The organism is Nocardioides secundeburneus, assembly GCF_039939255.1.
Lineage (GTDB): Bacteria > Actinomycetota > Actinomycetes > Propionibacteriales > Nocardioidaceae > Nocardioides.
On the sequence record NZ_JBDUUE010000001.1, the window covers coordinates 300,296 to 322,822 of the forward strand.

At 73.5% G+C, this 22,527-nt stretch carries 21 protein-coding genes; 14 read left to right on the forward strand and 7 right to left on the reverse strand.

Going from position 1 to position 22,527, the window contains the following annotated elements:
- Positions 1–44 precede the first annotated feature (44 nt).
- Together egtB and egtD are read left to right on the forward strand one after the other, a co-directional pair.
- A complete protein-coding gene (gene egtB, locus ABFT23_RS01380) occupies positions 45–1,373 on the forward strand; it encodes an ergothioneine biosynthesis protein EgtB (protein ID WP_347892013.1) in 1,329 nt (442 codons plus the stop codon).
- On the forward strand, positions 1,370–2,350 hold the full coding sequence (egtD, locus tag ABFT23_RS01385; RefSeq protein ID WP_347892015.1) for an L-histidine N(alpha)-methyltransferase: 981 nt from the start codon (positions 1,370–1,372) through the stop codon (positions 2,348–2,350). Before egtB ends, egtD begins: the two co-directional genes overlap by 4 nt.
- 110 nt (positions 2,351–2,460) lie before the next feature.
- Here the strand turns inward: egtD and ABFT23_RS01390 are convergent, their stop codons facing one another.
- Together ABFT23_RS01390 and ABFT23_RS01395 are read right to left on the reverse strand one after the other, a co-directional pair.
- Positions 2,461–3,615, reverse strand: a complete 1,155-nt coding sequence (locus ABFT23_RS01390; RefSeq protein ID WP_347892017.1) for a cysteine desulfurase-like protein — start codon at positions 3,613–3,615, stop codon at positions 2,461–2,463.
- Positions 3,612–4,415, reverse strand: coding sequence for an HAD-IIA family hydrolase (locus ABFT23_RS01395; RefSeq protein ID WP_347892018.1), 804 nt, complete (start codon positions 4,413–4,415; stop codon positions 3,612–3,614). The genes ABFT23_RS01390 and ABFT23_RS01395 overlap by 4 nt, the downstream gene beginning before the upstream one ends.
- Positions 4,416–4,467: 52 nt before the next feature.
- Here ABFT23_RS01395 and ABFT23_RS01400 point away from each other — a divergent pair, with 52 nt between their 5' ends.
- Complete coding sequence (locus ABFT23_RS01400) at positions 4,468–4,815, forward strand: MmcQ/YjbR family DNA-binding protein (protein ID WP_347892019.1); 348 nt, start codon at positions 4,468–4,470, stop codon at positions 4,813–4,815.
- Between the two features lie 6 nt (positions 4,816–4,821).
- On the opposite strand, the gene ABFT23_RS01405 is transcribed toward ABFT23_RS01400, so the two are convergent.
- Together ABFT23_RS01405 and ABFT23_RS01410 are read right to left on the reverse strand one after the other, a co-directional pair.
- Positions 4,822–5,691 (reverse strand): aldo/keto reductase, encoded by an 870-nt coding sequence (locus ABFT23_RS01405; RefSeq protein WP_347892021.1) that lies wholly within the window; start codon positions 5,689–5,691, stop codon positions 4,822–4,824.
- Between the two features lie 43 nt (positions 5,692–5,734).
- Positions 5,735–6,988, reverse strand: coding sequence for a PucR family transcriptional regulator (locus ABFT23_RS01410; protein WP_347892022.1), 1,254 nt, complete (start codon positions 6,986–6,988; stop codon positions 5,735–5,737).
- Between the two features lie 172 nt (positions 6,989–7,160).
- Here ABFT23_RS01410 and ABFT23_RS01415 point away from each other — a divergent pair, with 172 nt between their 5' ends.
- From ABFT23_RS01415 to ABFT23_RS01460, 10 genes are all read left to right on the forward strand, one after another.
- Positions 7,161–7,952: an ABC transporter ATP-binding protein gene (locus ABFT23_RS01415; protein ID WP_347892024.1), complete on the forward strand. Its 792-nt coding sequence runs from the start codon at positions 7,161–7,163 to the stop codon at positions 7,950–7,952.
- Positions 7,949–8,749 (forward strand): ABC transporter ATP-binding protein, encoded by an 801-nt coding sequence (locus ABFT23_RS01420; protein ID WP_347892025.1) that lies wholly within the window; start codon positions 7,949–7,951, stop codon positions 8,747–8,749. The genes ABFT23_RS01415 and ABFT23_RS01420 overlap by 4 nt, the downstream gene beginning before the upstream one ends.
- A complete protein-coding gene (locus tag ABFT23_RS01425; RefSeq protein WP_347892027.1) occupies positions 8,746–10,647 on the forward strand; it encodes an AMP-dependent synthetase/ligase in 1,902 nt (633 codons plus the stop codon). Before ABFT23_RS01420 ends, ABFT23_RS01425 begins: the two co-directional genes overlap by 4 nt.
- On the forward strand, positions 10,644–11,555 hold the full coding sequence (locus tag ABFT23_RS01430) for a branched-chain amino acid ABC transporter permease (protein ID WP_347892029.1): 912 nt from the start codon (positions 10,644–10,646) through the stop codon (positions 11,553–11,555). The genes ABFT23_RS01425 and ABFT23_RS01430 overlap by 4 nt, the downstream gene beginning before the upstream one ends.
- 67 nt (positions 11,556–11,622) lie before the next feature.
- Complete coding sequence (locus ABFT23_RS01435) at positions 11,623–12,822, forward strand: branched-chain amino acid ABC transporter permease (protein ID WP_347892031.1); 1,200 nt, start codon at positions 11,623–11,625, stop codon at positions 12,820–12,822.
- A gap of 55 nt (positions 12,823–12,877) precedes the next feature.
- Positions 12,878–14,158, forward strand: a complete 1,281-nt coding sequence (locus tag ABFT23_RS01440; RefSeq protein WP_347892033.1) for an ABC transporter substrate-binding protein — start codon at positions 12,878–12,880, stop codon at positions 14,156–14,158.
- A gap of 131 nt (positions 14,159–14,289) precedes the next feature.
- The gene (locus tag ABFT23_RS01445) at positions 14,290–15,318 is read left to right on the forward strand and encodes a glycosyltransferase family protein (protein ID WP_347892034.1); all 1,029 of its coding nucleotides are present in this window, start codon (positions 14,290–14,292) and stop codon (positions 15,316–15,318) included.
- The gene (locus ABFT23_RS01450; protein WP_347892036.1) at positions 15,315–16,577 is read left to right on the forward strand and encodes a glycosyltransferase; all 1,263 of its coding nucleotides are present in this window, start codon (positions 15,315–15,317) and stop codon (positions 16,575–16,577) included. The genes ABFT23_RS01445 and ABFT23_RS01450 overlap by 4 nt, the downstream gene beginning before the upstream one ends.
- Positions 16,574–17,440, forward strand: coding sequence for a WcbI family polysaccharide biosynthesis putative acetyltransferase (locus ABFT23_RS01455; protein WP_347892038.1), 867 nt, complete (start codon positions 16,574–16,576; stop codon positions 17,438–17,440). Before ABFT23_RS01450 ends, ABFT23_RS01455 begins: the two co-directional genes overlap by 4 nt.
- Before the next feature lie 49 nt (positions 17,441–17,489).
- Positions 17,490–18,167, forward strand: a complete 678-nt coding sequence (locus ABFT23_RS01460) for a hypothetical protein (protein WP_347892040.1) — start codon at positions 17,490–17,492, stop codon at positions 18,165–18,167.
- 87 nt (positions 18,168–18,254) lie between these two features.
- On the opposite strand, the gene ABFT23_RS01465 is transcribed toward ABFT23_RS01460, so the two are convergent.
- Positions 18,255–19,034: an alpha/beta fold hydrolase gene (locus ABFT23_RS01465; protein ID WP_347892041.1), complete on the reverse strand. Its 780-nt coding sequence runs from the start codon at positions 19,032–19,034 to the stop codon at positions 18,255–18,257.
- Positions 19,035–19,114: 80 nt separating this feature from the next.
- On the opposite strand from ABFT23_RS01465, the gene ABFT23_RS01470 reads away from it, so the two are divergent.
- Positions 19,115–19,615, forward strand: a complete 501-nt coding sequence (locus ABFT23_RS01470; protein ID WP_347892042.1) for a GNAT family N-acetyltransferase — start codon at positions 19,115–19,117, stop codon at positions 19,613–19,615.
- 118 nt (positions 19,616–19,733) lie between these two features.
- Here the strand turns inward: ABFT23_RS01470 and ABFT23_RS01475 are convergent, their stop codons facing one another.
- Both ABFT23_RS01475 and ABFT23_RS01480 read right to left on the reverse strand, forming a co-directional pair.
- Positions 19,734–20,633 carry a hypothetical protein gene (locus ABFT23_RS01475; protein ID WP_347892043.1) on the reverse strand — a complete coding sequence of 300 codons (900 nt, stop codon included), beginning with the start codon at positions 20,631–20,633 and terminating at the stop codon, positions 19,734–19,736.
- Between the two features lie 23 nt (positions 20,634–20,656).
- On the reverse strand, positions 20,657–22,486 hold the full coding sequence (locus tag ABFT23_RS01480) for a phosphoenolpyruvate carboxykinase (GTP) (protein WP_347892044.1): 1,830 nt from the start codon (positions 22,484–22,486) through the stop codon (positions 20,657–20,659).
- Positions 22,487–22,527: the final 41 nt, after the last annotated feature.

Here is a 22,527-nt window from a genome sequence, read left to right on the forward strand (position 1 = left end):
CCGCAGGTGTTCAGGTTGTCGGTGGCGTCGTGTCTAGTGGAGGCATGACCACCCTCGTGCAGACCCCGGCCGACTGGCCGACCGACTGGGACCCGTCCACGCTCGTCGAGCGCTACGACGCCGTCCGCGCCCACACCGAGACCCTTGCTGCCCCGCTCTCCCCGGAGGACCAGACGGTGCAGTCCATGCCCGACGTGTCCCCCACCAAGTGGCACCGCGCCCACGTGACCTGGTTCTTCGAGACGTTCCTGCTCGCCGATCACGAGGCCGGCTTCGCCCCGTTCCAGGACCAGTACTGGTTCCTGTTCAACAGCTACTACGAGACCCTCGGCCCGCGCTACTCGCGCGCCGACCGCGGCTTCATCACCCGCCCCGGCGTCCACGAGGTCGGCGACTACCGCGCCAACGTCGACGACCGCGTGCGCGACCTCGTCTCCCGGCTCGACCACGGCGCGCTCGACGAGCTCGGGCCCACCATCGAGCTCGGCTTCCACCACGAGCAGCAGCACCAGGAGCTGCTGCTCATGGACATCAAGCACGTGCTCTCGCGCAACCCGCTGCAGCCGGTCTACGCGGGCGCCCCGCCGCCGCCGTCCGCGCCCGACGAGCTCGGCTGGGTCGAGGTCGAGGGCGGCCTGGTCGAGATCGGCCACGACCCCGTCGCCGAGGGCCCGCGCGCGTTCTGCTTCGACAACGAGCTGCCCCGCCACCGGCAGTGGCTCGAGCCCTACCGGCTCGCCGACCGCCTGGTCACCAACGGCGAGTGGCTCGAGTTCGTCGCCGACGGCGGCTACCGACGTCACGAGCTGTGGCTCTCCGACGGCTGGGCCCGCGTCAACAACGAGGGCTGGACCTCGCCGCTCTACTGGACCGAGCACGACGGCGTCTGGCTCGAGCACACCCTGCACGGCACCTGGCCGGTCGACCCCGGCGCGCCCGTGTGCCACGTGAGCTTCTACGAGGCCGACGCGTTCGCCACCTGGGCCGGCAAGCGGTTGCCCACCGAGGGCGAGTGGGAGCACGCGGTGGTCTCGACGGCACCCGACGTCGAGACCGTCGGAGCCGCTGCGTCGTCGAGCTACCACCCGCGCGCGGCCGGCCCGAAGACCGGCGGGCTGCGCCAGGTGCGCGGCGAGTGCTGGGAGTGGACCCAGTCGGCCTACCACCCCTACCCCGGCTTCCACCCGCCCGCCGGCGCGATCGGCGAGTACAACGGCAAGTTCATGTCCAACCAGATGGTGCTGCGCGGCGGGTGCGCCCTCACCCCGTCCGGTCACGCCCGCACCACCTACCGCAACTTCTACCCGCACCACTCGCGCTGGGCGGTCTCCGGCGTCCGGCTGGCCGACGGCGGCGCCCCGGTGGCCGCATGAGCACGGTCAAGGTCGAGGTGCTGCTCGACAGCGACTGGGCGGCCGGGTCGCTGGTCGACGACGTCCGCCGCGGCCTGGGCTCGCACCCGCTGCGGTTGCCGCCCAAGTGGCTCTACGACGACGAGGGCTCGCGGCTGTTCGACGAGATCACCCGGTTGCCGGAGTACTACCCCACCGAGGCCGAGCGCACGATCCTGCACCAGCACGCCGCCGCCGTCGTCGAGGCGAGCGGTGCGACCACCGTGGTCGAGCTCGGTTCGGGCACCAGCGACAAGACGCGCACGCTGCTCGACGCCTTCGCCGCGGCCGGTCGGCTGCGGCGGTTCGTGCCGGTCGACGTGTCCGAGCAGACCCTGCGCGAGGCAGCCACGATGCTGGGCGAGCGCTACCCGGGCCTGACGGTCGAGGCGATCGTCGGCGACTTCACGCTCCACCTGTCGCACCTGCCGCCCAACGAGCCCGGCCACCACCGGGTCGTCGCCTTCCTCGGCGGCACCATCGGCAACCTCTACGTCGAGGAGCGCGCCGCGTTCCTCGGCGCGCTCGCCGACTCGCTCGAGCCCGGCGACTGCCTGCTGCTCGGCACCGACCTCGTCAAGCCGGTCGACCGTCTCGTCGCGGCCTACCACGACCCCGGCGGCGTCACCGACCGGTTCGTGCGCAACAGCCTCGTCGTGCTCAACCGCGAGCTCGGGGCCGACTTCGACCCCGGCGCGTTCTCCTACGTGCCGTTCTGGGACGCCCACATGGAGCGCATGGACCTCCGGCTGCGCTCCGAGTCGCCGCAGCACGTGCGGGTGCCCGGGGCGGGTCTCGAGGTCGACCTCGCCGTCGGCGACGAGATCCACGTCGAGATCTCCACCAAGTTCCGCCCGGCCGGGGTGCGGTCCGAGCTGGCCGCGGCCGGCTTCGAGACGCTCGAGCTGTTCACCGACCCGGCGGGCGACTTCGGGGTCACGTTGGCCCGCTTGGCGTAGCCCGACGGCGACCGAGGTGCGAGCGCAGCGAGCCTCGAGATCCCGTCGTCAGACGGTCGGGAGGTCTCGAGGCTCGTCGCCCGGGCTCCTCGCACCTCGGCCAGCGTGCTCTACCCGAGCGCGGCGAGGCCGGCAAGCAGCCGGTCGACGTCGTCCTCGCTCGTGTACGGCGACAGCCCGACCCGCACCCCGCCGGTGTCGCCGAGGCCGGCGTGGCGCGAGGCCTCGAGGGCGTAGAAGCTGCCGGTCTGGGCGAGCACGCCGTGCTCGGCGAGCCCCGCCCGCACCCCGGCGCCGTCGAGGCCGTCGACCGCCATGAGCACCAGCGGCGTGCGGCGTGCCGGGGCGCCGCACGGGTGCACGTGGTCAAGGCCGGCCAGGCCGTCGAGCAGCCGGGCCAGCAGCGCACCCTCGTGCTGCTCGACGGCGGCCATGCCGCCGATCCCCTCGAGGAAGGCGATGGCGGCGGTGGTGCCGGCGAGCAGCTCGTAGGGCAGCGTGCCGAGCTCGAACCGCTCGGGCACGGCGTCGGTCGACGGCAGCAGCTTCGCCGGGCGCAGGCTCTCGAGCAGCGCGGGGTCGGCGGCGAGGACGCCGAGGTGGGGCCCGCAGAACTTGTAGGGCGAGCAGCTCAGGAAGTCGGCGCCGAGGTCGTCCTTGACGACCGGCACGTGCGCGGCGAGGTGCACGGCGTCGACGTGCACCAGCGCGCCGACCTCGTGGGCGGCGTCGGCGACGGCACGCACGTCGGGGCGGGTGCCGAACAGGTTCGACGAACCGGTCACGGCCACGAGCCGGGTGCGCTCGGACAGCAGCGGGCGGACGTCGTCGAGCTCGGCCGTCGCGGGGTCGAACCCGAGCCAGCGCACCGTCGCGCCGACCGCCTCGGCGGCCAGCACCCACGGCCGGATGTTCGAGTCGTGGTCGAGCCGGCTGACGACGACCTCGTCACCCGGCCCCCAGCCGGCGGCGAGGGTGCGCGCGAGGTCGAAGGTGTTGGCCGTCATCGACCGGCCGAAGGCGATGCCGCGCGGGTCGGCACTGAGGAAGCGGCCCATGGCCGCGCGGGCGTCGGCGACGACCTGCTCGCTGCGCCGCTCGGGCTCGGTGAGGGTGCCGCGCGGGCCGAGCCCGGCCGTCATCGTCTCCGAGACCGCGGCCGCGACCTCGATCGGGATGAGCGAGCCGCCGGGTCCGTCGAAGCGGGCCAGGCCCGCGCCGAGCGCCGGGAACGACGTCCGGACCGTGCTGACGTCGTAGGTCATGCCTGGTCGCCCGTCTGCCCGACGAGCGCGACGAGGTCGGCGATGGAGTCGACCACCTCGGTCGGTCGGTAGGGGAAGGTCTCGACCTGGCTGGGGTGGGTGGAGCCGGTGGTGACCAGCACCGTGCGGAGCCCGGCCTCGAGACCGCTGATGATGTCGGTGTCCATGCGGTCGCCGACCATCACCGTCGACTCGGAGTGAGCGTCGAGGCGGTTGAGGGCGCTGCGCATCATCAGCGGGTTCGGCTTGCCGATGAAGTAGGGCGTCCGCCCGGTCGCCGTCGAGATGAGGGCGGCGACCGAGCCGGTGGCCGGCAGCAGCCCCTGCTGGCTCGGCCCGCTCGGGTCGGGGTTGGTGGCGATGAACCGCGCTCCGCCGTCGACGAGCCGGATCGCCTTGGTGATCGCCTCGAAGGAGTAGGTGCGCGTCTCGCCGAGCACGACGTAGTCGGGGTCGCGGTCGGTCATCACGTAGCCGATGTCGTGCAGCGCCGTGGTCAGCCCGGCCTCGCCCACGACGTAGGCCGTGCCGTGGGGGCGCTGGTCGGCGAGGAACTGCGCGGTCGCGAGGGCCGAGGTCCAGATCGCGTGCTCCGGCACGTCGATGCCGCTGCCGAGCAGCCGGGCCCGCAGGTCGCGCGGGGTGAAGATCGAGTTGTTCGTCAGCACCAGGAACCGCAGCCCGGAGGCCTGCAGGGCGGCGATGAAGTCGGTGGCACCCGGGATCGGGTCCTCCTCGTGCACGAGGACGCCGTCCATGTCGGTCAGCCAGGTCTCGACCGGCCGGTCGCGGAGGTTCATACCGCCAGTGTGGCCCACAGCCGGTGTCGGTGGCTCGCGGCATCATGGCCCCGTGGCCGACATCGCCGACTTCCTCGACCTCGTCGGCCAGCTGCCCCACGTCGTCCGCACCGACCACGCGCGCTTCACCAAGCTCACGGTGGGCGGGCACCCGTTCGGCTACCTGTGGGAGCCGACCCGCACCGTGGGGCTCAAGCAGCCGCTGCACGAGCAGCTCGCGCTCGTCGCCGAGCGGCCCGAGGTGTTCGAGGTGCAGTTCACGATCGGCGCCCACGGCTGGGTCGTCGTCCACCTCGACGGCGTCGAGCGCGACGAGCTCGCCGAGCTCTCCTTCGAGGCGTGGCGGCTCACCGCGCCCGCGGCCGCCGTCGAGGCGCGGGCCGACCGGCTGCCCGAGTGATGCAGGTCAGGACGCGTCGAGGGCCGCGAGCTCGTCGGCGGTGAGCTCGAGGTCGGCGGCGGCGGCCGAGTCGGTGATCGACGACGGCCGCTTGGCGCCGGGGATCGGGATGACGACGGGCGCCTGGGCGAGCTCCCACGCCAGCGCGACCTGCTGCGGGCTGACACCGCGCGCCTCGGCGACCCGGGCGAAGGCGGGGTGGTCGTCGGCGAGACCCTTCGCGCTGCCGAGGCCGCCGAGGGGGCTCCAGGGCAGGAACGCGATGCCGAGCTCGGCGCACACCTCGATCTCGGGGGCGCTGGAGCGGAAGGCCGGGCTGAACTGGTTCTGCACGCTCACGAGCGCATCGCCCAGCACCGAGTGCGCGAGCCGGATCTGCTCGGGGTCGGCGTTCGACAGCCCGACCGCGGCCACCTTGCCGGAGTCGGCGATCTCCTTGATCGTGCCGACGACCTCGTCGTAGGGCACCTGCGGGTCGGGCCGGTGGTGCTGCCACAGCGCGAGCTGCTCGACACCGAGCCGGTCGAGGCTGGCGTCGACGGCCGAGCGCAGGTGGGCCGCCGAGGAGTCGGTGCCCCAGCCGCCGCCGTCGGTGCGCACGTGGCCGCCCTTCGTGGCCAGCAGCACCTGGTCGCGGACGCCGAGCTCGTCGAGGATCGAGGCGATGAGGCGCTCGTTCTCGCCCTGCGCGTCCTGCCCCTTCTCGTCGCCCGGCCCGTAGGCGTCGGCGGTGTCGAAGAGCGTGACGCCGGCGTCGAGCGCCGCGCGGACGGTGTCGACCAGCTGCTGGCGCGGCTGGGTGCCGGTCTGGTCGAAGGTCATGAGGCCGAGGCCGATGGCGCCGACCTCGCGGCCGCCGAGGAGTCGAGTCTGCATGCTTCCGGTGTAGCACGCGGTCCGAGACCCGCCGGGGTGGTCGCTACTCGCTGCCCGAGACGATCGAGACCGCGAGCAGCAGGTCGATCAGGTGCTCGACCCTGCGGACGTCGCAGCCGGTGCGCTCGGCGATGCGCTCGAGGCGGTAGTGCACCGTGTTGGCGTGCACGTGCAGCTCCATGGCGGTGAGCTTGGCGTTAAGGTCGCAGGCCACGTAGCGCCGCAGGGTCTCGGTGAACGTGCCGCCGGCGGCGAGGTCCTCCTGCACGAAGGCGCGGATCTCGGGGCGCACGAGCCGACGGGCGGTGCGGTCGTGGGTCTGCACGAGGTAGTCGAGGGTGGACATGTGCCCCAGCGACTGGACGCCGGCGCGCCCGCGCAGCGACCGGCGGGCCATCCGCGCCTCCTCGTAAGCCTCGGGGATGTCGGCGAACCCCGGGTGCACCGAGCTGACTCCGACACTCGGGAAGACGCCGTGTCCGGCCAACGACGCGACGCCGCCACGCACGCGGGTGAGCATGCGCTCCTCGCCGCCGTCCTCGACCGGGACGACGGCCACCACCTCGTCGTGACGGACGACGACCAGCCCGCGCCCGGGGTTGTTGAGCGCCGAGCGCAGCAGGGCGTGCGCGGCGCCGTCGGCGCTGCCGCCGACCGGCACGGTGAGCGAACCGACGACGACGACCAGGGGTGAGCCCTCGCCGATGCCGACGTCGGCGAGCATCTCGAGGCGGGCCCGCACGGTCGGCGGCCGCCCCTCGAGGAGGTCCTCGAGCAGGTCGCGCGCCAGTCGGGCGGAGTCGGCGACCTTGAACTGCTGCGCCTCGAGGTAGGCCTCGGCCGCGGCGGTGCTGCCCACCTCGATGGTGCGCATGAGCTGGCCGACGATGTGGAGCGCGGAGTCCTTGGTCTCGGGCGCGTGGTCGACGCCGTCGAGGACGCCGTCCCACAGCGAGATCTGGCCGATACGGAACGCCTTCATGAAGTCGGCGAGCGCGATCCCGAGGTCGACGCGTCGCATCGCGTGACGACCGGTCCAGGGGAAGTCGGCGCGGGTGGGGTCGCGGCGCTCGGCGATGGTGTCGGTGAAGGCACCGAAGACCTGGGCGCAGTGCTGCTCGACCTCGGCGCGGAAGCCGCGGTCGTCGTGAGCGGCGTAGGCGTCGATCTCGGCCCACATCACCGTCGCGGCCCGGTGCGCGAGCTCGTCGGAGCGCGCCCGCACCCAGCGGGCGAGCAGGTCGACGTCGTCGGCGTCGATGTCCGCCGACGACGCAGGTCTCGCCCCATGACTCATGCCAGTGCAGTGTGCCCTGAGTGACCCCCGTCACACCAGGCCTGACGCACACCGTTGTGAACCGGACACCAACCGCAGCCAGCGAAGTCTGTGATCGAGCCACAGAGACAGGGGCGACCCCCGCGGACAGGGTGAGACGCACGCCACAGCCGCACCACCGTCCGGAGGTCCCGTGCTCGCCGTCCGCAACCTCGAGGTCGTCTACGACGACACCGTGCTCGCCCTGCGCGGCGTGAGCCTCGAGATCCCCGACAAGCGCATCGTCGCGCTGCTCGGCTCCAACGGCGCCGGCAAGACGACGCTGCTGCGCGCCCTGACGGGGCTGCTCGACGTCCACGACGGCGAGGTCACCAAGGGCGAGGTCACGCTCGATGGCGACGACCTGCACCGCACCAGGCCCGAGAAGATCGTCAAGCGCGGCGTGCGGCAGGTGATGGAGGGACGCCGCGTCTTCGTCGAGCTGAGCGTCGAGGAGAACCTGCGGGTCGGCGCCCACACGGCCCGGGGCCGGCTCGCCACCAACCTCGAGCGCGTCTACGGGCTCTTCCCGGTGCTCGCCGACCGCCGCGCCAAGACGGCCGGCTACCTCTCCGGTGGTGAGCAGCAGATGCTCGCGATGGGGCGGGCGATGATGTCCGACCCGCGCTACCTGCTGCTCGACGAGCCCAGCCTCGGTCTCGCGCCGCTCATGGTCGAGGCGATCCGCGAGGTGATCGGCGAGATCAACGCTGCCGGCACCGGCATCCTGCTCGTCGAGCAGAACGCGACGATGGCGCTCTCGGTCGCCCACCACGGCTACGTGCTCGAGACCGGCCGCGTGGTGCTCGACAAGCCGGCCGCGGCCCTGCTGAAGGACGACGACGTGCGCGAGTTCTATCTCGGCCTGCACCCGGGCGAGGACGGCGAGCGGCGCTCGTTCCGCGACACCAAGCACTACCGGCGCAAGAAGAGGTGGTCGGCATGAGCGCGGTCAAGAACGGCGCGAGCTCCAGCCCGGTCCTCGAGCTCGACGACATCCACCTCTCGTTCGCCGGCGTGAAGGCCGTCAACGGCGTCAGCCTGCACGTCGAGCCGGGCGAGCTGTTCGCGATCATCGGCCCCAACGGCGCCGGCAAGACGTCGCTGTTCAACGTGATCAGCGGCGTCTACCGCCCGCAGCAGGGCGCCGTCCGGTTCATGGGCGAGAGCACGCTCGGCAAGAAGCCCAGCGTGATCGCCGGACGAGGTGTCGCGCGGACCTTCCAGAACATCGCCCTGTTCGAGCACCTCAGCGTGATCGACAACCTGATGCTCGGCCGGCACCAGCACATCGGCTACGGCCCGGCAGCGTCGATCGCGTGGTGGGGCCGAGCCCGCCGCATCGAGGTCGAGCATCGCGAGAGGTGCGAGGAGATCGTCGACTTCCTCGAGATGCAGGCCTGGCGCCAGCTGCCCGTCGGCCTGCTCCCCTACGGCGTGCAGAAGCGCGTCGAGCTCGGCCGGGCCCTGGCGATGGAGCCGAGGCTGCTGCTGCTCGACGAGCCGGTGGCCGGCATGAACCTGGAGGAGACCGAGGACATGGCCCGCTTCGTGCTCGACATCCGCGACGAGCTCGACGTGCCGATCGTGATGGTCGAGCACGACATGGGGCTCGTCATGGACCTCGCCGACCGGATCCTCGTCGTCGACTTCGGCACCCCGGTCACCACCGGCACGCCGGCCGAGGTGCAGACGCACCCCGAGGTCGTCCGGGCCTACCTCGGAGAGCAGGCCGCCCGATGACCACCCCCGCGACGAGCACCCTCGACAAGGCCCCCGCCACGACCGCGACCCCGGCCACCCGCATCCGCGAGCACGCCCGGCAGCGCCCGACGGCGGTCGCCCTGCGCGACAAGCACCTCGGCGTCTGGCGGCCGTGGTCGTGGGCCCACTACTGGGACCAGGTGCAGCTGTTCGGCCACGCGTTGCTCGCCCGCGGCGTCGAGCCCGGCGACCGGGTCGCCGTCCACTCCGAGAACCGGCCCGAGTGGCTGGTCGCCGACATGGGCGCGCTCGCCGTCCGGGCGGCGTCGGTCGGGCTCTACCCGACCAACCCGGCCGCCGAGGTCGGCTACCTGCTCGCCGACTCCGGCGCCGTCGTCCTGGTGGCCGAGGACCAGGAGCAGCTCGACAAGGCGCTCGAGGTCGTCGACGTCTGCCCCGCGCTCACCACGATCGTCTACGTCGAGCCGCGCGGCATCCGCGGCCGATACCCCGACGCCCACGGCGCGGGCGGCCGGGTGGCGCTCGTCGCGTGGGAGGACTTCCTCGCCCAGGGTGCGGCGCACCGCGCCGAGCACCCGACCGCCGTCGACGACACCGCCGACGCCGCCCGGCCCGACGACCTGGCCACCCTCATCTACACCTCCGGCACGACCGGTCCGCCCAAGGGCGCGATGCTCACGGTCGCCAACGTCGAGTTCGCGATCCGGATCCTGTGCGACGAGGGCGCCTTCACCGACCCGCCGCCCGGCCCGAAGGACCTGCTGCTGTCCTACCTGCCGCTGAGCCACGTCGCCGAGCGCGTCTTCACGACCTGGTTCAACGCCGCGGCAGCCACGCAGGTCTGCTTCGCCGAGTCGATCGACACGGTGCCGCAGAACCTCCGCGAGGTGCAGCCGACCATCCTGTTCGGCGTCCCGCGCATCTGGGAGAAGCTGCTCGCCGGCGTGCAGACGCGACTGTCCGGCGCCTCCTGGTTCAAGCGGACGACGACGCGGTTCTGGCTGCGCCGGGCCGAGTCGATCGCCGACCGGCTCGCGGCCAACGGCGGCCGGCACACGGCGTCCACCCGGCTGCAGCACGCCGTCGGCTGGGTGTTCTGCTACCGCGCGCTCACCGACCGGCTCGGCATGCGCCGGGTACGGCACGCGACGTCGGGCGCCGCGCCGATCGCGCCGGAGGTGCTCAAGTTCTTCATGGGCATCGGCGTGCCGATGCACGAGGCCTACGGGATGACCGAGAACACCGCGGTCGCCACCGCGGCCAAGCCCGGCCGCATCCGGCTCGGCACGGTCGGCGAGGCGCACGCGGGCGTCGAGGTGCGCGTCGACGAGCAGACCGGCGAGATCCTCACCCGGCACCCGGCCGTGTTCGCCGGCTACTGGGGGCGGCCCGAGGCGACCGCGGAGGTGCTCGAGCCCGACGGCTGGCTGCACACCGGCGACGTCGGCGAGTGGGTCGACGGCACGCACCTCAAGATCACCGACCGGATGAAGGACATCATCATCACCGCCGGTGGCAAGAACGTCTCGCCGTCGCAGGTCGAGAACGAGCTCAAGGCCTCGCCCTACGTCAAGGAGGCGCTCGTCGTCGGCGACGGCCGCAACTACCTCACCGCGCTGATCGGCATCGAGCTCGACACCGTCGGCGAGTGGGCCCAGCGGCAACGCCTCGGCTACAGCACGCTGCGCGACCTCACCGAGAAGCCCGAGGTCGTCGAGCTGCTCAAGGGCGTCGTCGACGACGTCAACAGCCGGTTCGCCTCGGTCGAGCAGGTCAAGGCGTTCCGGCTGCTGCCCAAGGAGCTCGACCACGAGGACGGCGAGCTCACCGCCACCCAGAAGCTCAAGCGGGCCGCGGTCGTGGCCGCGTTCGACGACCTCGTCGAGTCGATGTACGACGGCAGGAGCGCGAGATGACCCAGTTCCTCGAGGCGCTGGTGCGCGGGTTGGGCATCGGCTCGGTCTACGCGCTGCTCGCCCTCGGCTTCGTGATCATCTACAAGGCCACCCGCGTGATCAGCTTCGCGCAGCCGGCCTTCATGCTCACCGGCGCGGTCGTGACGTCGTACCTGACGCCGGCGCTGGGCGTGGTGCTGTTCACCGGCTTCTCCTTCTTCCTCTCGGTCGCCGGCGCGGCGCTCGTGACGGCGGTGCTGGCCCTGGTCATCGAGCGGGTGGCCGTGCGGCCGATGGTCGGCAAGGCGGTCTTCGTCGTCGCGATCATCACGCTCGGCATCGACATCGCCGTCCGCGTCGTCGTCACCGGCTACATCGGCATCGGCTCGCGACCGATCGGCTTCCCGTGGGGCATCGACACCGTCGAGCTGCTCGGGCTGTCGGTGCAGATCCGGCACCTGGTGATGATGGGCACGGTCGTGGTCGTCGGCCTGGCGCTGCTGGTGTTCTTCCAGCGGACGCCGTTCGGTCTCGCCATGCGCGCCGCCGCCTTCGACCAGGAGGCGGCGATGACCCAGGGCATCAGCGTCGGCGCGGTGTTCGCGACGTCGTGGGCCCTGGCCGGGGCGCTCGCCGCCATCGCCGGGTCGCTGCTGGCCACCGGCGCCGGCGTCGACCGGCAGCTGTGGATCATCGCCCTCATCGCGCTGCCGGCGATCATCCTCGGCGGCCTCGACTCGCTGCAGGGCGCGGTGGTCGGCGGTCTCGCCGTCGGCGTCGTCGAGCAGCTCGTCGGCACCTACCAGCGCGACTACCTGCCGTGGCTCGGCGACAACGTCGCCTCGGTGGCGCCGTACGCGCTGATGCTGCTGGTCCTCCTCGTCCGCCCCTACGGCCTGTTCGGCACCCCGGAGGTCCGTCGAGTATGAGCACCCCAGTCCGTTCTTCGCCTCCCCCGCTCCGCTCCTCCGTCGAACAACGAACCGGGGACCCCGCATGAGCACCCCGACCATCGAGAAGTCCGAGCCGTCACCGAAGGACGACGCCAAGACCTCGCGCCTGTGGGGACGCCCGGCGTTCTTCCAGAGCTACGAGCAGGAGCTCGCGCTCTTCAACACCTGGCCCAAGCGGGCGGGCGTCGCGCTCGTCGTCCTGGTGGCGTTCTTCATGCCGTTCAGCCTCCCGGACGCGACCCTGCGCAGCCTGGCGCTCGCCTTCGTGCTCGCCATCGCCGCGCTCGGGCTCAACCTGGTCACCGGTCTGTGCGGCCAGGTCTCGCTCGGCCACGCCTTCTTCATGGGCATCGGCGCCTACACCGCCGCGGCGCTCTCGGGCGACTCCGACCCCGAGGCGCGCACCATCGGCTTCGGCCTGCAGGAGATCTGGATCTGGCTGCCGGCCGCCGGTCTGGTCGCCGCCCTGTTCGGCGTCATCGTCGCGCCGATCGCGACGCGGCTGCGCGGGCTCTACCTCGCGATCGTCACCCTCGGCCTGGTGTTCCTCGGCGAGCACGTCTTCCGCGAGTGGCAGCGCCTGACCGGCGGCGCGGGCGTGGGACGCAGCGCTGCCGACCCCGTGCTGTTCGGCTACGACCTCCGGTCGCCGGCCCCGGACGGCGCGTTCACCTCCGACCAGCAGATGTACTTCCTGATGCTGGTGCTGCTGCTCGTCTTCGCCCTGGCTGCACGCAACATCGCGCGCTCGAAGGTCGGCCGCTCGTTCGCCGCCGTCCGCGACCGCGACATGGCCGCCGAGATGATGGGCATCGACCTGCCGCGCACCAAGACGCTGGCGTTCGCGCTGTCGTCGTTCTACGCCGGGTGCGCCGGTGCCCTGCTCTTCACCATCACCGACTACGTCGAGCCGGGCTCGTTCAACCTGCTGCTCTCGGTGCAGATCATCGCGATGGTGCTCATCGGCGGCGCGGGCACCGTCGGCGGCACGATCGCCGGCGCGATCTTCATCGGCATGCTGCCCACCCTGGTGCGCGACATCGCGCCCAGCATCCGGTTCGAGGTGTGGGGCCGCGTCCTGGAGTTCAGCGAGCTGCCGAGCGAGGTCCCCAACATCTTCCAGGTCGAGCAGATCCTCTACGGCCTGCTGATCGTGCTGTTCCTGCTGTTCGAGCCTCGGGGCCTGTTCGGCATCTGGGTGCGCACCCGCACCTACTGGAAGAGCTGGCCGTTCAGCTACTGAGCCGACGGCCCGCAACCCGCATCGCCAGCCTGGCGGACAACCCAAGGAGAACACAGTGAAGGTGCACAAGACCGGCATCGCCCTGGCGGTGCTCGCCCTGGTGGCGAGCGGTTGCCGGGGTGGCGACGACGAGGGTGGCAGCTCGGCCATCGATGCTCCCGGCGTGACCGACGAGCCCTGCGAGAACGCCGTCAACGAGGACAACGGCTGCATCTACCTCGGCACGATCTCCGACCTCTCGGCCGGCCCGTTCGCCGCCCTGGGCGGACCGATCACCGAGGCCCAGGCGGCGTTCTGGCAACGCGTCAACGAGGACGGCGGCATCGGCGGCTACGACGTCGACGTCACCTCCTACGTCAAGGACAACCTCTACAACCCCGAGACCCACGCGACCCTGTACGCCGAGATCGAGCCCGACGTGCTCGCCCTCGCCCAGACGCTCGGCTCGCCCACCACGCTGGCGATCCTGGAGAAGATGAAGTCGCAGAACGTGATCGGCGCGCCGGCGTCGTGGACGTCGCTGTGGGGCTTCGAGGACAACATCCTCGAGTCCGGCTCGTCGTACTGCGTCGAGGCGATGAATGCGATCGACTACCTCCAGGAGCAGGGCGGCGTCGAGACGGTGATGGCGATCGGCTTCCCCGGCGACTACGGCGGCGACGGTGCCGCGGGCGCCGAGATCGCCGCCGAGGCTATCGGCGCCGAGTTCGTCGACTTCGTCGAGACCGCGCCGGGCCAGGAGGCCCAGTCGGCGGCGATCAGCGCCGTCGTGTCGCAGGCACCCGACGTCGTCGTCCTCGGCGTCGGCCCGACCGAGACCGCCGTCATCGTCGGCCAGGCCGCGGCCCGCGGCTACACCGGCAGGTTCGTCGGCCTCTCCCCCACCTGGAACCCCGCGCTGCTGCAGAGCGAGGCGGCGCCCGCGCTCGAGGCGCTGTTCACCCACGCCGGGCCGTGGGGCAGCTTCGGCACCGAGACCGACGGCCACGCCGCGATGCGCGAGGCCCTGCCCGACGTCGACCCCAACGACGGCTACACCTCCGGCTGGGCCTGGAGCTACCCGCTCAAGGCCGCGCTCGAGGCCTGGCTCGACGGCGACTACGCCAAGACCCGCGAGGGCCTGGTCGAGGCCGTCAACGAGCTCGAGTCCGTCGACTTCGAGGGCATGCTGCCCGAGGAGGCCGGCGACCGCACGGGTGACAACGACATCTTCACCCAGAGCGTGATCAGCGAGGTCGACCCCGCGGCCCCGGCCGGCCTGACCACCGTGCAGGACTTCACCGCCGGGCCGACGGCGTCGGCCCACGAGTTCACCGGCGCCTGCTTCGAGGGCTGACCCCGGACGACGCGCACGCGGGCCCCGCCACCACACCGGTGGCGGGGCCCGCTCTCGCCCGCACGGGTGATCGTGCGGCAGCCTGCCGTTGGGGGGAGCCCGGCGGCCGACACCGACGCCACGATCGCGTGGTGTCCAGCCTCACCGCCGCCGTGACCGGCATCGACCGCGCCCCCCGCGTGGTGGGTCGCGCCCTGGCGCCGGCACCCGTCCAGCTCGTGCTCGGCGACCCGCGGCACGGGGTGACCCGCTACGCGCGGGAGATCGCCGAGGCCTGCGGGGCCGTCGTCGTGCACGACGCCGCACGGCTCGACCGGCGTCCGGCGCACCTGCACGCGACCGACCGGCTGCTCGGGGCGAGCCCCGAGCACGCGGCGGGCGCGTTCGAGGCGCTGACACGACGCACGCCGCTGTCGGTCACCCTGCACGACGTGCCGCAGCCCACCGACGGCCCGGGCTTCCGCGACCGGGTCGCGGCCTACGCCCGCATCGTCCGCGCCGCCCGCGGCTGGGTGGTGAGCTCCGAGCACGAGCGGTCGTTGGTGCACCAGTGGGTCCGGCCCGACGTCGACGGCGCCGTCGTCCCGCTGCCCGTCCCGGTCCCGGTCGCGGCGGCCGCGCACCACGACCCCGCACCGGTGGTCGGCCTGTTCGGCTACGTCTACCCGGGCAAGGGCCACCGCCACGTCGTCCGGGCCCTGGCCGGTCTGGTGCGCGCCGCGACCCCGGTCACGGTGCGACTGATCGGCGGGCCGGCGCCGGGGCACGACGACGAGGTCGACGACCTGCGGCTGCTGGCCGAGGCCCGCGGGGTGCCGCTCGAGGTCACCGGTCACGTCGCGGAGGCCGACGTCGTGGCGCAGCTGCAGCGGGTCGCCGTCCCGGTGGTCGCGCACCGCAACGTCTCGGCGTCCGGGAGCCTCAACTCCTGGCTGGCCGCCGGACGACGCCCCCTGGTCCGCGACGGCGTCTACGCGCGCGAGATGGCGCGCCGCCGCGAGGGCACGGTGACGCTGTTCCGCGACGACACGCTGGCCGACCGCGTCGACGCGGCGCTGCGCCGTCCGGCGTCGACGTGGCTCGAGGCCGGCACCGACCTGCGGCCGCTGCTGCCCGACGCGGCCGCCGCCTACCTCGCCTGGTGGAGGACGCTGGCGTGAGCCCGCCGTACGGCACGACCGTGCCCGGCAACCGGTGGGACCTCGCCGGCTCGGCGGCGTCCGGCTTGCGCGTCTCAGTCGTCGTCAGCCACTACGAGCAGCCCGGCGAGCTCGCCCGGACGCTCGCCGCCCTCGAGCGTCAGACCCGCCGGCCCGACGAGGTCGTGGTCGCCGACGACGGCTCGCGCGTCGCACCCGACGTGCCGGACGACGTCCGGCTGGTGCGGCAGGACGACCGGGGCTTCCGCCTCGCTGCCGCGCGGAACCTGGGCGTCGCGGCCTCGACCGGCGACGTCGTGGTGCTGCTCGACGCCGACACCGTGCCCGAGCCCGGCTACGTGGCGGCGATGGCCGACCTGCCCTCGCGCCTGCCCGAGTGCCTCGTGGTCGGACGACGCCGGCACGCCGACCTGGCCGACGTGCCGCTCGACGCACCGATCGAGGTCGCCGGCCCCGCGCACGAGCTGCCCGAGCCCGGCTGGCTGCGGCAGGCCTACGCCACGACCCGCGACCTGCTCGACGCCGACCACACCGGGCACCGGTTCGCCGTGGGCGCCGTCCTGGCCTGCTCGCGGTGGTGGTGGGACGAGCTCGGCGGGTGCGACGAGTCGTTCACCTCCTACGGCGGTGAGGACTGGGACCTGGCCCAGCGCTCGTGGCGCGCCGGCGGCCTCCTGGCCCACCGCGCGGACGCCGTGGCGTGGCACGACGGGCCCGACGCGGGCGCGCGCGGGCGATCGGCGGCCTCCGAGCTCGGCGAGACCGTCGCCGTGGCCGACCACGGCGGCGCCCCGGGAACGACGTGGCGCGGGCTCCTGCGCGGCCCGGCCGACCTCGTCGTGACCGTCGACGGCGGCCTCGAGCCGGCGGCCGTGCTCGCCTCGCTCGACGGCCTGCTGGCCGCCGTGCCCCGCGCGCGCGTCGAGCTCGACGACGAGCACCGACGGCTGGTCGGCGACGACCCGCGCGTCCACCCTCAGGGTCGTGCGCCGTCCACGGCCCGGCTGCACCTGCACCTGCGTGAGGGCCTGCTCGGCGACCCGGCGGCGTGGCTCGCGGTGCTCGACGGCCTCGACGGTCACGCCTGCCGGGCCGTCGGAACCGACGGCTCGACGGTCGAGGACCTCCGGCTGACCCGGCGGGCGGCGCGGTGGGAGCGGCCGGAGATCGCCACGACCCACCCCGCCGTCGACCGGCGGCTGACGCCGTGGCGCGCCGGTCACACGCTCGAGGCCTGGCTGGGCGGGTGGGCCACGTGAGCGTCCCGCCCGTCCCGCCCGACGACGGGCGTCCGCTGCTGACGGTCGTCGGCAACTGCCAGGCCGAGTCGCTGCGGCTGCTGATCGACGCCGGTGACGTGCGCTCCGTGCGGCTGCCCGCTGTCCACGAGCTGGTGGCCGACGACGTCGCGGGCCTGCAGGCGCTCGTGGCCGCGACCGACATCTTCGTCGGACAGCCTGTCGGCAACGACTACCACGGCCTGCCCGTCGGCACCGAGCAGCTCGTCGGGCACCTGCCGCCCGGCAGCCGCACCGCGCTCGTGCCGAGCGTGCGCTACGCGGGCCTGCACCCCTACCACCTGCTGGTGCACCCGCCCGGCATCCGCGACCCCGACCCGCCGCTCGTGCCCTACCACGACGTCCGCACCGTCCTCGCCGCTGCCGCACGCCCCGCCCCGCCGCCCCTGACGCCGGACGCCGTCCTGGCCGTGGCCGCGGCGTCGGTGGCCGAGCTCGACCGGCGCGAGCGGGTCGGCGGCCTCGTGACCGTGAGCGACCTGCTCACGCGGCCCGTCGCCGACAGCATGCGCACGATCAACCACCCCGGCAACGCCGTGCTCGAGCCACTGGCCGCGCGGGTGCGCGCCGCGGTGGGCCTGCCGCCGGCGCCGCCCGGGGTCGACCGGCCCCTGCTCGCCGGCACCCACGCCCCGCTCATGGCCGAGGTGGTCGCGGCGCACCACCTCGACGTCGCCCCGACGACGCGGTGGCAGGTCGCCGGACGCCCGCTCGAGGTCGCGGCCGTGACCACCCTCCACGTCGACTGGCTGCGGCGGCGTCCGGAGGTGCTCGCCGTCGCCCTCGAGCGCGTCGAGCCGCTGCTCGAGCTGCTCGGCGCGTAGGTCGTCACCGCCGGGTTTGGCGCGCGTCGGGCCCGGGGAGGCTGACCCCGTGACCGACGTCCGCCGCACCTACGAGGGCTACACGCCGTCGAGCCGGGTCGTGCCCGAGCCGGCGACGGCCGCCTGCGGAACCTGTGCGGCGTGCGGTGCCTGCGACGACTGCGAGGCCGGCCGCCCGTGCACCGCCTGCGCTTGCCGCACCTCGTCGCCGACCTACGAGACCTACCCCGACCGCGACCCGGCGCCAGCGACCCCGTCGTCCTCGTCGTCCTCGTCGTCCGGCTCCCGGCGGTCGACGTCCTCGTCGCGCTCGTCCTCGTCGCGCCACCGCCGGTCGTCGTCCTCGCGACGCCCGGGCAAGGCCCGCTCCGGTGTGGCGGCCGGGTGCGCCGCCGTCGGCACCGGCGCCGGAGGCGTCGCCACCGCGGTCAACTCCTCCGACGACGTCAGCCGCCAGGACCGCTACGACCAGTGCGTGAGCGAGTTCCTGGCCGAGCACCCGCGCGACTACCTGAGCGGGCTCGACGACTTCGACTCCTCGTACGGCTCCTCGTTCGGTGGGCCGAGCTCCTACGGCTCCGGGGGCTACGACTACGACTTCGGGTCCGACTACGACTACGACTTCGACACCGACCTCGACGGCACCCTCGGGTCGTCGTCCGACGAGGCGGGCGACTACGAGGGCACGCTCCAGACGCCGAGCAGCTCGTGCAGCTACCTGTTGTGACCTCTCTCTGACTCGGACGCCGGTGGCCGGCCCGTGGGGATCCCGGGGCTCGACGGGCCGCCACCGGTGGTTTCGCCGCCCGTCGGGCTACCGCTCGGCGTCGGCGACGAGGGTCAGCAGCTCCGCCGCCACCTGCAGCGGCCGCTCGAGCGCGGTGAGGTGCCCGGTCGCGGGCAGCACGACCGTGCGCGTCGTCCCCGTGCGCAGCGCAGCCATCTCCTCGGCGCGGACGGGCGGCGTCTCGGTGTCCTCCGCGCCGAAGAGCAGCAGCACCGGGACGGCGAGGTCGCGCAGCACGTCGCCGGTGTCGCGGCGGCCGGCGATCGCGCGGGCGACCCAGGCGACGCCGCGCGGGTCGGCGTCCTGCACGATCGACCGGAGCAGCGGCAGCAGGTCGGGCTGCTCGCGCTGCGCGGTGCCGCCGAGACCGGCGTCGGCGCCGTCGACCAGCGGCTGGAGGTCGCCGGTCGCGTCTAGCCGGTCGGCCAGCGCCCGGCGCTCGGCGGGCTCGTCGGGGGCGATGACGCGGGTCGTGGTGCTGCCGAGCGCCAGCGCGGCGACCCGGTCGGGGTGCCGCGCCGCGAGCTCGAGCGCCACGTAGCCGCCCGTCGAGACGCCGAGCACCACCCCGGCCCCGACCCCGGCGTCGTCGAGCACCGCGGCGACGGCGTCGGCCATGACCGCGACCGACGGCGGCTCGTCGGGGACGGCGCTGCGGGCCAGGCCGGGCAGGTCGACCCGCAGCACGCGGGAGCCGTCGAGGTCGGGGAGCAGGCGGTCGAAGATCGCCGACGAGAGCGGGAACGCGTGGAGCAGCACGATCGGGGTGCCGCGACCGGGGGTCGCGTCGTACCAGGGCAGGGACATGGGCCCAGCCGACCCGACGAGCGGCCGACTCCGGCTCATCCTCCCGGACGTCGGGTGGGTGCGCCCGACATACTCGCGCCATGACCACGCTGCGTCGCGCCGACGTCGACGACTGGCGCCTCGTGCGCGACGTCCGGCTGCGCGCGCTGGCCGACGCACCGACCGCGTTCGGCGCGGTGCTCGACCAGGCGCGCGAGCTGCCGGACGACGAGTGGCGGCGCCGCCTGACCTACGGCGTGACCGTGGTGGGACTCGACGACGGCGGCCGCGGCGTCGCCATGGGCGGCGCCTTCGCCCCGCAGGACGGCGCGTCGCTGTACCTGTGGGGCATGTGGACCGACCCCGCCGTCCGTGGCCGGGGCGTCGGCGGCCGGCTGCTCGACGACCTGCTCGCCTGGTGCCGCGAGACCGGCGCGGCCGACCCGGGGGCGGTTCGCGACGGCGTCCGGCTGCACGTGAGCGAGGACAACCCCGGTGCGCGCGGTCTGTACGTCTCGCGCGGCTTCGCGCCGACCGGGGTGTGGGAGCGGTTGCGTGCAGGCTCCGACCTGCGGTGCGAGGAGCTGCGGCTCGGGCTGTAGCCGCCGCGGGACGAGCTCCTCAGGGACTTCGACGCGTTCTCAGGGACTGCAACGGCTGGGAACGCCGGGAATCCCCGGTGCACCGGGTGTTCCTGCGACGGGTGGGGCGGGTGAGGACTCAGCCGGCGTCGGGCAGCGGGAGCGTGGCGGACATCAGCAGCCGCAGCGGCGCGGTGACGTCGTCGACCTGGTGGCCGCGGACGACGACCAGGTCGCCGTCGGTGCGGACGTCGTCGAGCTCGACCCGGTCGGCCACCGCCGACCAGCCGGCCTCGACGTCGTCGCGGACGTCGTCGGCGTCGCCCGGGAAGCCGGCGTAGACGAACACGCAGGCGGGGTCGCCGTCGTCGTCGATCCAGCCGATGCCGAGGATGCCGCGCGGCCCGAGGTCGACGATGCGGCCCGAGAGCGCGTCGGCGTCGTCGATCGCCTCGGCGACCTGCTTCACGTCGGCCAGGCCGTCGAGGGTCGAGGCGTCGTCGTCGGCCCAGGCCTGGGCCTGCTCGGCGTCGGAGGCGATCACCGCGCGGTTGCCGTCGACGGCACCGTACGGGCCGTCGTCGTCGAGCCGGTAGAGGTCGCCGTCGGGCTCGGCGCCGTCGACCTCGACGTCGCCGTCGTCGGCGTAGAAGTTGAACGAGCCCGCGCCCGTGACGGAGGCGATCGAGTCGGCGGAGGTCCAGCCGACCCCGAGCTCGTTGTCGACGCCGGCCGGAGCCGTGACGGCGTCGTAGCCGTCGAGCGGGGCGAGCACGACGGAGGAGTCGGCGAGGCCGTTCATCGCCACGACGAGGTCGGCCGCGGCGTCGACGGCGGGGTCGGGCACCGCGTCGAAGCCGTTGGCCTCGCGGGCCGCGGCGACGTCGGTCCAGGAGATGACGGTGAAGTCGTCGGCCCCGAGGCGCGGCAGCTGCTCGAGCGCCGCCGCGAAGGACGGGGCGTCGTCGTCGTCCGCGCCGCCGCAGGCAGCGAGGAACGGGACGACGGCGATCGCGGTCGCGGCGCGCAAGCGGAGCACGGGCCGACCGTACCGAGCGACGCCTAGGCGTCGTCGAGCGCCTGGGCGACGCGGCGGTGCGCCGTCCAGATCTCGTCGGGCAGGCCGTCGAACTGGCGCAGGTGCTCCTCACGGAACGCCATCTCCTGGCGCCAGCGCTCGACGTCGACGGCGAGGATGCGGTCGAGGTCGGCGTCCGGCACGTCGAGGCCGGTCAGGTCGAGCTCGTCGCGCGTGGGGACGACGCCCACGGGCGTGCGCTCGCCGCTGACCTCGCCGAGCCTGTACTGCACGAGCCACAGCAGGGCCCGCAGGTTCTCGCGGTAGCCGGGCCAGAGGAAGTGGCCGTCGTCTGCGTCCTTCGCGAACCAGTTGACGTGCGCGAAGACCGGCTGCTCGGTGGCCGAGCCGATGATCCTCAGCCAGTGCGCGGCGTAGTCGGCCTCGGCGTAGGCCAGGAACGGCCGCATCGACATGGGGTCGTAGCGCAGCTGGCCGTCGAGGCCGTCGGCGGCGAAGGTGGCCTCGGCGCCCAGGGTCAGCCCGTCGTAGACGCCCTCGGCGAGGTCGTCGATCGCGCGCACGAGCGGCTCGCGGTCGCGGGTGCGGCCGCCGAAGATGATCGCGTCGATCGGCACGCCGGCGGGGTTCTCGAAGTCCTTCGCCACGTTGGGCACGTTGGCGAGGGTGGTGGTGAAGCGGCTGTTGGGGTGGGCCCACGGGCTGTCGTCGCCGTCGGCGCGGTCGGCGATGGCCTCGCCCTTCCAGTCCTCCCAGCCGGGGCCGGTCGGGTGCTCCGGCGTCCGGCCCTCCCACCAGACCTCCTGGGTGATGGGGTTGTAGGCGACGTTGGTGAAGATGGCGCCGCTGCCCGGACCGATGGAGTCGAGGGCCGTGGGGTTGGTCAGCTCGTTGGTGTCCTTCGCGACGCCGAAGACGCCGTTCTCGGGGTTCATGCCGTGGACGCGCCCGTCGTCGCCGACCCAGAGCCAGGCGATGTCGTCGCCGTAGAACTCCACGCGGTAGCGCTCGCCGAGGGCGTCGGGCGCCAGCGTCATGGCCAGGTTGGTCTTGCCCGACGCGCTCGGGAAGCCGCCGCACACGTGGTAGGTCGCGCCGGTGACGTTGTCGCTGACGCCGAGGAGCATGAACTGCTCGGCCAGGAACCGCCCCGACGCGCGGCCGTCGTAGCAGGCCTGCCGCAGGCCGTGGGCGATCTTGCCGAGCAGCGCGTTGCCGCCGTACGACGAGCCGAAGTGCAGGATCGTGCGCTGGTCGGCGACCGTGACGAAGTAGCGCTGGTCGTCGGGCGTGCCCTGGCCGAGGTTCGGCAGGTCGCCGGTGACGTGGACGGCGCGCACGAACGTGGCCGGGTCGGCGAGGTTCTCGAGGTGGGCGACGCCGACGCGCGCCATGCGGATCATGTGCAGCACGACGGGCCGGTTGTCGGTGAGCTCGACGCCGGCGGCGTAGGCCTCGAGCGGCGAGCCGGGCGGCGCCATCAGGTACGGGACGACGTACATCGTCCGCCCGCGCGACTGACCGCGCATGCGCTCGACCTGGGCCTCGGTCATCTCGACGCCGTCGCGCCAGTTGTTGTAGACGCCGCGGTCGGCCGGGTCGCTCGTCGCGACGATCGTGCGCTCCTCCGAGCGCGCGGTGTCCTTGACGTAGGAGCGGGAGTAGTAGCGGCCCTCGCCGGCCGGCAGCAGCTCGCGCGCGTCGAGCGCCTCCTCGACGAGGCGGTGGTCGTCGGCGGCGTCGACGACCTCGACGCGGTCGGGCTCGGTGATGGCTGCCCAGTGGGCGACGTAGGCGCGCACGTGCGGGTTGTGCACGCCTGCCTCGTCGAGGACCCGATCGACATCGACCATGGTGTTCCGCCTTCGTCCGTGGAGTGGTTGAGCGGTGGCGT